Raw genomic sequence first — 12,645 nt, 5'->3', positions numbered from 1 at the left:
GACCGGCGGCACCACCGCCGCGCTCGCGGTCCCCGCGGTTCTGGCGGTCCGGAAGGTGCGACGCCTCGATGCGGTACCCATCCCGCCGGCTCCTCCGCGTCGGCGCGCGCTGCCACCGGACGGCTCCGTCGCACGCGCACCCATGGCGCGACTGGCCAGCAACGAGCAGAGCCTGGCGCATCTGCTCGGGGTCCTCGCGCGGTCCCAGGCGGTCGTTCCCGAGGATCTCGACGAGATCGGTGAGGCCGCCCGGTCGGCGTCGTCCGCGCTCGAGGCCGTCGCGGTCGACGTTGTCGCGCTCGAATCCGCAGCGCGCGGGAGTGCCGCCGCCGCGGCGCAGCTCGGCCCGGCACTCGCCGCGGCCGGTCACCGTCTCGAGACCGGTGTCGATCAGTTCGAAGAGCTCGTGGCGGCCGCCGCGCGGCTCGCCGGGGCACCCGAGGGCAGTCGGCCCATGGCCGTGCTCGAACAGCAGCGCGCCGAATTGATCTCCGCGTCCGATCGCCTCGAAGGCTGGGCGCAGTCGTGGCAGGACGTCGACCGGATCCAGCAGCGCTTCCGGTCCTAGAACCCTCTGAACAACTGCCGTGACCGGCAACCGGGGCCCTGCTCGTCGAACAGGACCCCGGCCGGGAGTTCGCACGCGCCGGAGTGAACGCGCTCGCGGCGACGCGGACGATCAGTGGCTCACCGCCGGTCGATGGTTCTGCCGGAGCTCGGTCTTGAGGATCTTGCCCGCCGCGGAGGTGGGCAGTGCGTCGGTGAAGTGCACCTCGCGGACCTTCTGATACGGCGCCACCTGCGCCGCCACGTGATCGAGCAACTCCTGGGCGGTGTCGGCGTCCGGGACCGTGCCCGCGGTCGGCACGACGTAGGCGACCGGGATCTCCCCGGCGTCTCCGGCCGGAACTCCGATCACCGCGGCCTGGGCGACGGACGGGTGGGTCGCGAGGATCTCCTCGAGCTGCCCGGGATAGACGTTGTAACCCTTGTAGATCAGCATGTCCTTCGCGCGGCCGACGATGAAGATGTTGCCGTCCTCGTCCCGGCGGGCGAGATCACCGGTGAGGAGCCACCCGTCCCGGAACTGCGCCGCGGTCAGCTCGGGATGCCCGAGATATCCGTCGGCGATCTGCGGGCCGCGCGCGTAGAGTTCACCGACTTCGCCGGTGGGGACGATCCTGTCGGGGGCCCCGGGGTCGCGGATCTCGATCTCGGTGTCGAAGACCGGGACCCCGACGGATCCGACGGGTGTGGGGTCCGCGGTGTCCAGGAGTCCGGAGCACAGACCCATGGTGGCCTCGGTGAGGCCGTAGGACTCCACGACGATCGCGCGGGGGAACGGACCGCGCAGTGCCTCCAGCGTGGAGGTGTCGATGGGTGCCGCGCCGGACGTCAGCGAACACACGGACGTGAACTCACGGTCGGCGAGTGCCGACGATGCGAGCAGGGCGTGGAAGAACGCGGGGGAGCCCGAGAGCTGCGTAGCGCGGTGTTCCTCGACGAGGTCGAGGAACCGCGCCGGGTCGAATCGGCCCATGATGACCGAGGTACCGCCGATGAGCACGTTCAGGTTCTGGGTGACCAGCCCCATCGCATGGAACAGCGGTGCGACGGTGACGGAACACGCCTGCCCGAGTGGCGACATGAATTCGGTCCGCGCGCCCGGGACCTCCTCGAGATACACCGCTCCGGCGTCGACGACGGGCACTGCGCCGGTACGCCACGTCGCCATCTGCAGGGCATTGGCGACGACGTTCCGGTGCAGGACACGGACGGCCTTCGACCGCCCGGTGGTGCCGCCGGTGAAGGACAGATGTGCCAGATCGTCCGGTGAGATCGGCTGTGCCGGTTCGGGTTCGAACGTCAGCAGCTGCTCGAGTGCGATGGCCGCCGGGGAGGATTCGGCGGGTGCTGCAGCTGTCGCCGGTACCGCGACGACCAGGCGCACGGTCGGAGCCGCTGCCGCCTCGATCAGCGGGGCCGTCGAGGCGTGCACGATCGCGGCGGTCGCCCCGACCTCGTCGAGCTGATCCCGGATCGCAGCAGGGGGAAGCGTCGGGTTGATCGGCGCGACGACGGCCCCGGCGAGCAGGGATCCGAAGTAGGTCACCGTGAACCATGCGGAATTGGGCTGGCACAGTGCGACGGCGTCGCCGCGTCGGATGCCGTGCTGCCGCAAGCCGTGGGCGACGCGCAGCGCGTGATCCTGCAGTTGGCCGAATGTCAGCGAGAGGTCGCCGTCGACGAGGGCCACCCGGTCGCGGTACCGCCGCGCCGCACCGGCGAGCACGGCATCGAGGCCGACGGACGGATAGGTCAGACCGTCGGGCATGCCGACGGGAAGTCGCAGAGCAGTCACGGATGTTCCTTAGTCCCGAGCGAAGTGCGGTGCGTTGTGACCGGCGTCATGAAAATGGCCGGATCGTTGCCGACGCTACCGTACAGACGTTCAGTGAGGAAGGTTCGATTTGCGGGAAATGTGCGTTCGCCCGGCGTCGATCTGTGGGACTTTGTCCCCTTGGCTGTACGATTGTTCAGTGTGAGCCGGATTCGCCGCCGACCGAACGGAGCCCGATGAGCGCGCAACCGCCGGGGCACGCCGCCATCCTCGACGCCGCTCGCGCGGAATTCGCCGAGCGGGGATACGCCGCCGCCACCATCCGGAACATCGCCCAGCGCGCCGGTTTGAGCCTCTCGGCGTTGTACTACTACTACCGGAGCAAGCAGGAGGTGCTCGTCGCGCTCCTCGAGGACGGGCTCGCCGCCTACACCGAGGCGTGCGACCGGGCCCTGGGGCAGGCCGGTCCCGGCGCCGCCGAGAGGCTCGACGCGCTGGTCGAGGCGACGGTGCGGTTCCGTGCCACCCATCCCGCGAAGAGCACTATCGGGCGGACCGAGCGGCGCAGCCTGGACCCGGAACATCAGCGGGCCTATCGCGACCACGAGGTGCGCGGCACCGAGAGGTTCCGGGCGATCATCGAACAGGGAATCTCCGACGGCGATTTCCGCACGCCGTTTCCCGACGAAGCACGCCGCACCATCATCGCGGCGTGCAACGCGATCGCCGAATGGTTCGACCCGGACGGAGGCGTATCTCTCGACGAGATCGTCGACCGGTACGTCGCGATCGCCTTCACCGTCGTCGAATACCGGCCGCGCCGGGCACACCGAAGTGACCGGCCGATCACGGGAGCGGGTTAGTCGTCCACGCCCCGCGCGGAGAGCGCTTCTCCCATAGCATCCGCGGACCGCAGGGCGCCCACGACGACCGGGACCACCAGGGCACGCAACGAGAAGCCCAGGCCGCGGGCCTTGCGGGCATCGCTCACCTGCGTCACCAGCTCACCGAGCAGGGGGATGCAACGAATGGTCATCACCAGCACGAGGCCGATCCGCTCCGGATTCACACCGACCCGGCGCAGCGGTCCCAGACCCGCAATGATCGCGTCGAGCATGTCCGTCACTCGGGTCGTGAGTGTCACCAGCGCCGCGAGCGCGACCGCGAGCAAAAGCGAACCGCACACCACCACCGCGCGCTCCCAGCCCGCCACCACGACCTGGAACACGCCGATGAACGCGAGCATCCACAGCAACGGACGCAACTGGACGACGGCGAGCCGGACCGGAATCCGTGCCAGGACGTAGAGCCCGGCCACGACGGCGGTGACGGGCAGCACCTGCCACGGCCGGTCGATCCACAGCGTCAGCGCGACGATCGCCGCTGCGGTGGCGACGAGCTTCGGGCCGGCCGGGAGACGGTGCAGCGGCGTGGCCGCCGGGTGGTAGAGGCCCAGCGTCGTCATGATGCGACCAGCGTCCGGTAGAAGTCGACGGCCGGGCCGGGCGCGTCGTCGGCGACGATCCGGCCGCCGTCGACGACGAGCACCCGATCGAAGTCGGCGAGCAGATCCAGCTGGTGGGTCACGACGATCAACTGCTGTTCGAGGTTCGCGAACGTCTGCGAGATCAGCCGCGTGTTGCGGAGGTCGAGCAGGGTGGTCGGCTCGTCCGCGACGAGGACCTGCGGGTCGGTGACCATGATCGCGGCCAGCGCCAGCATCTGCTTCTGGCCTCCCGACAGCAAGTGGCTGGGATGGTCGTGGTGCCCGCCGAGGCCGAAATCGCCGAGGACACGCCGAACCCGTTCGGCGCGTTCGGCTCTGCCGAGTCCGCTGCGGCGCAACGAGAAGTCCACGTCCTCGGCGACGGTCGGCATGACGATCTGGTGGTCGGGATCGGTGAACACGAATCCGACGCGCCGCCGCACCTCGCGTCCCTTGCGTGCGGTGTCCAGACCGTCGACGGTGACCGTGCCGGAGGTGGGAACGACGAGACCGTTGATCATGCGGGCCAGCGTCGATTTGCCGCTGCCGTTGGCCCCGACGATGCCGATCCGCCGTTCGGTGAGGGTCACGTCGATGCCGTCGAGCACGACCCGTTCGCCGTAGGCGTGCCGGACCGAATCGAAGCGGATCTCGCTCATCGGCGGTCGGTCAGTGGGCGAGGTCGCCGGCGGGCTTCGCCGCCACGCGCGACGCGATCAGACCGGGGTAGGCGCGGTGAACCTGGGCGGCAACCGCGGCTGCGACGACGGCCTTGAGCAGGTCGCCGGGCAGGAAGGTCACGTTGGCGCTCAGAGCGGCCCAGAAGGTCAGGTCGGTGCGCAGCAGCATTCCGGCGATGCCGAAGGCGTACAGCACCACGATCCCGCCCAGCACGTTGATCGCGACGCCGGGCACCACCCGATAGCGCGGCAGCATCCGCGCGGACAACCAGCCGATGACCGCGACGGCGGGAATCCAGCCGATCAGGAAGCCGGCGGTGGGGGAGGCCAGGGACGTGAGGGTCGTGCGACCGCCGGCGAGGACGGGCAGTGCGAGACCCAGCACGATGACCGTCGCGACGGACAGCACGCCCTTGCGGGCACCGAGCAGTGCGCCGGCGAGCATCACCCCGAGGGTTTGCAGCGTGATCGGCACGCCCGACGATCCGATGGTGATCTGCCCGGGAAGCCCGAGCGCGATGATCAGAGCGGCGAACACGGCGATCTGCGCCAGGTCGCGGGCGGGAATGCGACGGGTCGACGACACGATTTCTCAGCCTTCTTCACATGGGTGGGAACGCGTCGAGCCTATGTGCCTTGTGCGTGCTGTGCGTCACCACCCCGCTCCGGGCGTGACCCCGAAGTGGTGGCCGGCGCCTGGGGGATTCCCCCCATCTTTCCCTGATTTGTGGCCTGACCTGGTGTTTTTCCGGTCTCGGACTGTCAGGATCGTGGGTGTACGGCAGGCAGATATGCCAATCGAGTCAGGAGAAGGCGATGTTCTGGAAGATCGTGGGCGTGGTGGCGCTGGTGTGGATCGGGCTGGCGTTGTTCGGCGCCCTGTTCGAGCACTTGTTCGGGATTCTCGTGGTGAGTGCGATCATCTTCGGCGGATACCTGATCTACAAGGCGATCGCGGGTGACAAGCACGACGACATCATGAAGGTCTGATCCGCAACGGTCCTGTCGTCCGGGCGGCATCTGTCACCTGCGCAGCAACTGGGTGAGCAGGCGCCGCCCCTGCCCGAGCGAGACGTCGGGAAGGTAGGCACGGCCGACGGCGAGCCCGATCGCGGGCAGCGCGGCGGGATCCGGGAAGACCATGTACAGGGGCCGGTACTCGGGCCGGAACTTGGATTTGAACGCGAGCAGGGACCGGAACCCGTAGACCGGTTCGAGGGTGCGTCCGAGCATCTCGAGCAGCGCGTCGAGAGCCGTGCGGTCCACCGCGTCGGTGCGTCCGGCGGCAGCCAGGGGAGCGCCGGACAGGCTCAGGTACTCGAGGCCCTCCTCCTGGGCGGACAACGCGGCCGACGCGATGAGGAACTCCATCGACGGGCGGAAACCGTCGGAGCGACGGCGCATGAAGTCGAGGGTCAGCGCGACGACGGTGCCGTCGCGGTAGACCGGCATCCACGAAGTGATCGCGTGGACGTGCCGGTCGCCGTCGATCGCGAGCAGCAGCCGGACTTCGGGATCGCGGAGTTCCTCGAGACCGCCGAGTGTGAATCCCATCTCCGGCAGGCCCTTGTCGGCGACCCATTCCTCGGAGATCGCCACGATCTGCTCGACAACGGCCAGCGGGGCATCGTGCATGCTCGTCCATTCGGCGGTGACGCCGTCCTTGCGGGCCCGGTTGAGGGCGGTGCGCACGTCCTGGAACTTCTTGCCGGAGAAGGCCAGTCCTTCGAGTCGGATCACGGTTTCCTCGGCGACCTGCAGGCACGTCCAGCCGTGTTCACGGGCGACGGCCGCGGTGGGCTCGCCGACCGAGTACAGGCACGGTGTCCAGCCGTTCTCGGCGCAGTACACGGCGAACTCGTCGACGGCGGCGACGAGGGTGTCGCGGTCACCGATCGGGTCGCCGGTGGTGAGCGCGACACCGGAGTGCACCCGGTACGCGACGCCATGCCGGCCGTCGGAGGAGAACCAGTAGTGGTTGCCGGCCCAGGTGGTCATCCACGACAGGGACGATCCGCCGGGCGAGTGCAGCAGTTCGCGGACGCGCCGCTGCGCGTCGGCGTCGTAGCCGAGCGCCGGCATCTGGAAGCTGCGCAGCATCAGCCCGCAGAACACCGCCCACACCAGGACACCGACCCACTCGAACAACAGGGTCGCGGCGGACGTGAGCGGCAGTACGGGCGGTTCGAACAGCTGGAGGTAGACCGGCGGGACCAGTCGCCGCGGCATGTCCCGCAGCAGGGTCCACAATCCCGGATCGCGGTCGAAACCGTCGGAGAGCAGCGATCCGGCGCCGACGTAGACGAGTGTGGCGACCGCGAGAGCGCCGAGGGGGCCCAGCCACACCGGGGGATAGGTGCCCCGCGGGGCACGGACCCGGAACAGCCGTCGGCTCGCCAGCAGCAGCACGAGGATCGCGACGAGAGCGAGCAGCGGGGCCAGTTCCATGTACACCGAGCTGTGCCGATGCTGCCCGTACAGCAGCGACCTGGTCGCGTCTTGCTCGGTGGTCTCGGCGACGAGGCTCGCGGCGGCGATTCCGATCAGCGCGATGTGCGCCCACACCGACAGCAGCCACCCGGCGCGTCGTCCCCGGCGCAGCCCCTCCGCGGACACGAGCAGCACGATCGACGGCATCAGGTTCATCACGAGCGGTCCGAGCCCGGACAGCCGCAGCGCCTGCTGTCCCTTGCGGCATTCGTTGTGCAGCGCCGGGTCGGCGCAGACGTCCACCAGTTCGCGGGCCGAGTAGGGAACCTGGTCGAACAGCAGCCGCAGCGCGGAGAGCGGTCCGATCGCGTGCGGCGAGAACGCGGCCAGGACGGGGCCGAGCACGCTCGCGGCCACGACCAGTGCGATGAGCGTGCGCTGCTCCCGGACGGTGCCGCCGAGCGCCGGGCCCCGCGCGGAGCGTCCGCACAGCCACGGCCCCAGGATCACGCCCGCCGCGGCCGCGCACAGCCGCGTCACGTCCTGCAGGTGCCCGGCGAACAGCGCGGCTGTCACCAGGAACACCAGCACGAGCGTTCGGATCCGTCGCCGCCACAGGGTGTCCATCACCGCGGTCGACGCGAGCAACGTACCCAGGACCCAGGGCAGGGGATCCTCGATCACATGACCGTGCAGGTCGATGCCCCACGTGTTCGGGACGGTCGACGCGACCCACGCGATCAGCAGTGCCAGCGCCGAACCGATGCCCTGGGTCACGACCGCGGCGGCGGCGAACGGCACGCTGCCGATGCGATTCTCCGTCGGCACCGCCACCGCCAGGATCACGACGGTCACCAGCAGGTACTCGACGATGCCGGATGCGAACAGGCCCGAGGTCCACAGCACCCACACATGTCCGCTTCCGAAGCTCCCGACCCCCGACGACACCCATTGCGCGAGATCGGGGGACGGTCCGTGCCGGAGAGCGCCGGTCACGATCCCGAGCACCCACCACGCGGCCAGCAGGACGAGCGATACCGGTGCGCGGCGCAGTGCTGTCGCCGCGCGCCCGGCGGGCCCGTCGAGTACCCGCCGCGCGGTCACGAAATGAGACCCAGTCGCCGGCTCAGCCACGGCATCTCCTTCTCCAGTGCGGCGGACCACAGCGAAAAGGTGTGTCCCCCTGGCAGTTCCGTCAAGTGCACGTCCATACCGGCCGCGCGTGCCGCGGCGGTGAGCTGCTCGACACCCGCACGGTACTCGCGGTCGTCGAGACCCACGACGAACGCGCCCGCGCTGTCCGGATAGCGTTTGTGCGCAAGCAGATCCGCCGGATTGTTGCGCGCGAAGGCGGCGTCGTCGCCGCCGAACGCCTCCTGCACGGTGCGGGTGCGATCACCGAGGGTGGGCTCGGCCTGCCCGGAGATGTCGAGGAAGGTCGGGTACACGTCCGGCCGAACGGTCGCGAGTTGCAGCGCGCACGTACCGCCGTAGGACAACCCGCCGATCGCCCACGCCCGCGGATCCTCGTCGATCTGCAGGTTCTGCTTCACCCAGGTGGGTACGTCCACGGTCAGGTACGACGCGGCGTTGCCCAGCCGCGAGTCCATGCACAGCGGATTCGCGAACTGCCCGCCGGTGCCGTCCGCGACCACGACCACGGGAGCGAGTCCGTCGTGTTGCGCGGCGAACGCGTCCATCGTCTGTGTCAGCCTGCCCCCGACCAGCCAGTCGTCCGGGCTGCCGGGTTGCCCAGCCAGCAGGACCAGAACCGGAAGCTCGGGGCGAGGATCGGTGAAGTAGGCCGGGGGCAGGTAGATCCGCGCCTCCCGCGCGGGGAACCCGGAGGTCGCCGCGGGGATCGGCGTCCGGACGACCGCGCCCGACGATGGCATCTCCGCCGGCGGCGTCCACTGCGCCGACAGGGGTGTGCCGGTGACCGTCGTCGCGGTGCGCACCTGAGCGTCGGCGAGCGGAACGGTGCGGAATTCGGACATGCCGAGTGCGGATCGCACCGTCGGATAGGCGTCGAAGACGAGGTTGATGTGACCCGCCGCAGCCGCGACCACGGCGCTCGCCGCGACGACCAGCCCCACCGCGACCGGGACGCGAGGGCGGTCGCGGAGCCGGAACGGCCATCGGCCGATCAGCAGCACGACGGCCAGAACTCCGGTCGCGGCCCACCAGTACACGGCGAGCGGCAACGGATCCGGGAACGGTCGCCACACCTTCTCGATCAGCAGCGCCGCGAGTCCGAGCAGAACCAGCGTCACCGCGATCGCGCCGGGGATGCCGACGACGCCCCATCGCCGGCTCCGGCGCGCCACGAGCACCGCGATCCCGGCCACGGTCAGACACCAGAAGGTCACGGCGGCCGCGGTGGTGATCAGCTGTACGTCGAGCATCGCCTCGGCGATCCCGGACCAGGACATGATCATCAGTATGCGCGAGTGTCCCCGCACCGAACCGTCATCGCAGATAGTGGTCGTATGGAATCGGTACCGGAGGACTGGGAACGCGGACTGGTGATCGCGGCGCATCCCGACGACATCGAATACGGTGCGGCTGCGGCGGTCGCGCGATGGACCCGGCAGGGCAAGGACGTTCGCTACGTGCTGGCCACCAGCGGCGAAGCGGGCATCGCCGGCCTGCCTCCCGAGGAGTGCGGGCCGCTGCGCGAAGCGGAGGAACGGGAATCGGCGCGGATCGTCGGGGTCGAGCAGGTCGAGTTCCTCGGTCACCGCGACGGCACGCTCGTCGCCGGACCGGATCTGCGCCGCGACATCGCCGCCGCGATCCGGCGGCACCGCCCGCACATGGTGGTCACCGGCAATTTCGGGCTCACCTGGTTCCCGGGGATTCTCAACAGCGCCGACCATCGCGCGCTGGGACTCAGCGTGCTCGACGCGGTCTCCGACGCCGCCAACGAGTGGATCTTCCCGGAGCTGACCGAACAGGGACTCGAACCGTGGACCGGGGTGCGATGGGTTGCCGTCAACACCACGATGCCGACGCACGCGGTGGACGTCACCGACACGGTCGAGGTCGCGGTGGCCTCGCTCGCCGCGCACCGGCGTTACCTCGAGGCGCTGAGCGATGTGCCCGTCGAGGAGCAGGCGCAGGCTCAGGTGACGATGGCGTCGGGGCCGCTGCCGGGGTTCGACGCCGACCGCGCCGCCGGATTCGAGCTGTACATGTTCGGATAGGAACGACGGTTAGGGAACGAATACGCGGCCGGCGTCGGGCACGGCCTCGATGTCGACGGGCAGGGGTCCGACGCGCTCGCCGTCGGCGTAGGCGGTGATGCCGGGGCAGTCGAGCCGCACCGACCGCGCCCGGCACACCGTCACCTCGTCGAGGTCGACGTGGGTGCCGCGGTAGACCGTCGGGAACAGGCGCAGCAGCCGCGACCGGCTCGCCGAGGTCACCACGACCACGTCGAACAGGCCGTCGTCGAGCCGCGCGTTCGGTGCGATCCGCATCCCGCCGCCGTAGCTCGACGCGTTGCCCACCGACACCATCGTGGCTTCGGTGTCGAAAGTGTTGCCGTCCAAGGTGATTCGATAGGGGAGCAGTCTCAGGTTCGCGAGTTCGGCCACTGTCGCGGCGTTGTAGCGCAGGTGCCCGCGTGGCCACCGCATCCGATTCGCGCGGTCGGTGACCAGGGAATCGAAGCCGCTGGCGAGCACCGTGCCGAACCACATCGGCCGGAGCCCGACCGGCGTTGCACGCCCGAGATCGATCGTCCGGGTACGGCCGCCGACGATCACGTCTGCGGCCGCGACGGGATCGGTGGGGATGCCGAGCGCCCGCGCGTGGTCGTTGCCGGTGCCGGCCGGGACGATGCCGAGCGGAATTCCGGTGCCGGCCACCACCTGCCACGCCAGGAACACCAGGCCGTCGCCGCCGATCACCACCAGCGCGTCGGTGCCGTCCGCGACGGCCCGCGCCGCCAGTTCCGAGGATTCGGCCGGAGATTCGCCGGCGATCTCGGTGACGACGAACCCGCGCTCGCGCAGGCGGTGCAGGGCTGCGGCGCGGACGTGCGCGGACCGCCGGTCGCGGGCGGCCGGGTTCGTGAGTGCGGTGACGGTGCCGGTCACCCGATCAGCTTCCCAGGATTGAGGATTCCGCGAGGGTCGATCGCGTTCTTCACCGCGGCGAGCACGTCCAGCCCGAGGTCCCCGATCTCCGCTTCCATCCACGGTAGGTGGTCGCGGCCGACCGCGTGGTGATGGGTGATGGTGCCGCCCGCCGCGACGATCGCGTCGCCCGCGGCGCGTTTGGCCCGCGACCACTGCGCGATCGGGTCGTCGGACTGGGCGCACACCACCGTGAAGTACAGCGATGCGCCGGTCGGATAGGTGTGGGAGATGTGGCACATCACCAGCGGCGGTGTGCCCTGCGCGGTCAGGTCCGCGGTGAGCGCCTCGGTGACGGCGGCGCGCAGGGACAGCAGGTTGGACCAGGTCGTCGCGGTCTCCAGGGTTTCGGCGAGCGCCCCGGCCCGCAACAGGGCGTCGCGCAGATGCGGTGCGTCGAACCGGCCGTGCTGCCAGGCGCGGGCCGGTCCGTCTCCCAGATCGGTGCCGCCGGACGCCGCGAGCAGCGCCGCGACCTCGGCGGCGCGGGCCCGCACGTGCGCTTCGCTGCCCTCGACGGTGGTCACGGCGAGGCAGCCGCCGGGAGCGTCACCGCCGATGTTCTCGTGCAGTGCGAGATTCATGCCGGTTTCGGCCTCGTCCGACAGCCGGAGCACCGTCGGCAGGGCGTCGGTCTGCGCGAGCGCGCGCAATGCTGCCGCTCCGGTCGCGAAATCGGGAAACGACCACGCCCGGAACGCGGTGGTCGCGGGTACGGGATGAATGCGCACCCCCACCTCGGTGACGATGCCGAGCGTGCCCTCCGAGCCGAGGAACAACCGGCGCAGGTCGGGACCGGCCGCGGACGCCGGCGCTCGTCCGGCCCGCAGGGTGCCCCGCGGGGTGGCGACGACGAGATGGTCGACCATGTCCTCGAACCGCCCGTAGCCGGCCGAGGCCTGGCCCGCCGAGCGGGTGACCGCGAAGCCGCCGAGAGTCGCGTGCCGGTAGCTCTGGGGAAAGTGACCCAGCGAGAAGCCGTGCGCGGCCAGCAACTGTTCGGCCTGCGGTCCGGTCGCGCCGGCCTGCAGGGTCGCCAGACCGGACACCGGGTCGAGGCTCGTCAGCGCGGTCAGGCGGCGCAGATCGACCGTGACCACTGCCTCGAACCGCCCACGCACCGGGTCCACGCCGCCGACGACGCTGGTGCCGCCGCCGAACGGGACCACCGCGATCGCTTCCGTCGAGCAGTAGGCGAGCACGGCGAGGACCTCCTCGTGGCTGCCGGGGAACAGCACCGCATCGGGTGCGTCCTGCTCGGCGCGGCTGCGTCGGCGCAGGAGGTCGAGGGTGCTCTTGCCGCCCGCGTGCCGCAGCCGCGTCCGGTCGTCGTCGGCGAGGTGGTCGCGGCCGACGATCCGGGCGAGTTCGTCGCGGTGTTCGGGGCGCAGCCGGCCCGGACCCAGTCGCACGTCGGCCTCGGGGAGGACACGGTCGGGGCCGGTGTCGACGCCGAGTGCCTGTTCGAGCAGGTCGAGGACCCGCGCGGAGAGTTGGGTGCGGCGGTCCTCGGTTCCCCACGCGTCCCACACCATCGTCGGCGCTTCGTCGGGATGTTGCGGGGTG

The 12,645-nt window shown here is 70.4% G+C and carries 12 protein-coding genes; 4 read left to right on the top strand and 8 right to left on the bottom strand.

Annotated elements, in window-relative coordinates; translation table 11 throughout:
- Positions 1–568, top strand: a 568-nt coding sequence (gene pspM / locus ACN675_RS24650) for a phage shock envelope stress response protein PspM (protein ID WP_420753336.1), incomplete at its 5' end; no start/stop codon positions are given.
- Positions 569–679: 111 nt separating this feature from the next.
- On the opposite strand, the gene ACN675_RS24645 is transcribed toward pspM, so the two are convergent.
- Entirely contained in the window at positions 680–2,362 is a 1,683-nt protein-coding gene (locus ACN675_RS24645; RefSeq protein ID WP_420753335.1) for a class I adenylate-forming enzyme family protein, read from the bottom strand.
- Positions 2,363–2,577: 215 nt separating this feature from the next.
- On the opposite strand from ACN675_RS24645, the gene ACN675_RS24640 reads away from it, so the two are divergent.
- Positions 2,578–3,204, top strand: a complete 627-nt coding sequence (locus ACN675_RS24640) for a TetR/AcrR family transcriptional regulator (protein WP_420753334.1) — start codon at positions 2,578–2,580, stop codon at positions 3,202–3,204.
- On the opposite strand, the gene ACN675_RS24635 is transcribed toward ACN675_RS24640, so the two are convergent.
- The 3 genes from ACN675_RS24635 to ACN675_RS24625 are packed head-to-tail and all read right to left on the bottom strand — an operon-like array spanning position 3,201 to position 5,093.
- The gene (locus ACN675_RS24635; protein WP_420753333.1) at positions 3,201–3,806 is read right to left on the bottom strand and encodes an energy-coupling factor transporter transmembrane component T family protein; all 606 of its coding nucleotides are present in this window, start codon (positions 3,804–3,806) and stop codon (positions 3,201–3,203) included. The two genes, ACN675_RS24640 and ACN675_RS24635, sit on opposite strands and share 4 nt — an antisense overlap.
- Positions 3,803–4,486, bottom strand: a complete 684-nt coding sequence (locus tag ACN675_RS24630) for an energy-coupling factor ABC transporter ATP-binding protein (RefSeq protein WP_420753332.1) — start codon at positions 4,484–4,486, stop codon at positions 3,803–3,805. Before ACN675_RS24630 ends, ACN675_RS24635 begins: the two co-directional genes overlap by 4 nt.
- A 10-nt stretch (positions 4,487–4,496) precedes the next feature.
- Complete coding sequence (locus ACN675_RS24625; RefSeq protein WP_197252581.1) at positions 4,497–5,093, bottom strand: biotin transporter BioY; 597 nt, start codon at positions 5,091–5,093, stop codon at positions 4,497–4,499.
- 230 nt (positions 5,094–5,323) lie between these two features.
- Here ACN675_RS24625 and ACN675_RS24620 point away from each other — a divergent pair, with 230 nt between their 5' ends.
- Positions 5,324–5,497: a hypothetical protein gene (locus ACN675_RS24620; RefSeq protein WP_197252582.1), complete on the top strand. Its 174-nt coding sequence runs from the start codon at positions 5,324–5,326 to the stop codon at positions 5,495–5,497.
- A 33-nt stretch (positions 5,498–5,530) separates the two neighbouring features.
- Here ACN675_RS24620 and ACN675_RS24615 read toward each other — a convergent pair whose 3' ends face one another.
- The gene (locus ACN675_RS24615; RefSeq protein ID WP_420753337.1) at positions 5,531–8,041 is read right to left on the bottom strand and encodes a bifunctional lysylphosphatidylglycerol flippase/synthetase MprF; all 2,511 of its coding nucleotides are present in this window, start codon (positions 8,039–8,041) and stop codon (positions 5,531–5,533) included.
- Positions 8,038–9,369: an alpha/beta hydrolase gene (locus tag ACN675_RS24610; protein ID WP_420753331.1), complete on the bottom strand. Its 1,332-nt coding sequence runs from the start codon at positions 9,367–9,369 to the stop codon at positions 8,038–8,040. The genes ACN675_RS24615 and ACN675_RS24610 overlap by 4 nt, the downstream gene beginning before the upstream one ends.
- Positions 9,370–9,426: 57 nt before the next feature.
- Here ACN675_RS24610 and ACN675_RS24605 point away from each other — a divergent pair, with 57 nt between their 5' ends.
- Positions 9,427–10,143, top strand: coding sequence for a PIG-L deacetylase family protein (locus ACN675_RS24605; RefSeq protein WP_420753330.1), 717 nt, complete (start codon positions 9,427–9,429; stop codon positions 10,141–10,143).
- A 9-nt stretch (positions 10,144–10,152) separates the two neighbouring features.
- On the opposite strand, the gene ACN675_RS24600 is transcribed toward ACN675_RS24605, so the two are convergent.
- Together ACN675_RS24600 and ACN675_RS24595 are read right to left on the bottom strand one after the other, a co-directional pair.
- Positions 10,153–11,040, bottom strand: a complete 888-nt coding sequence (locus ACN675_RS24600; protein ID WP_420753329.1) for a diacylglycerol kinase — start codon at positions 11,038–11,040, stop codon at positions 10,153–10,155.
- A partial coding sequence (locus tag ACN675_RS24595) for an FAD-binding oxidoreductase (protein ID WP_420753328.1) occupies positions 11,037–12,645 on the bottom strand: 1,609 nt, incomplete at its 5' end. The genes ACN675_RS24600 and ACN675_RS24595, both read right to left, overlap by 4 nt.

This window comes from Rhodococcus sp. O3 (genome assembly GCF_048897285.1).
GTDB lineage: Bacteria > Actinomycetota > Actinomycetes > Mycobacteriales > Mycobacteriaceae > Rhodococcus.
This window is presented reverse-complemented; position numbering and strand designations above follow the sequence as displayed.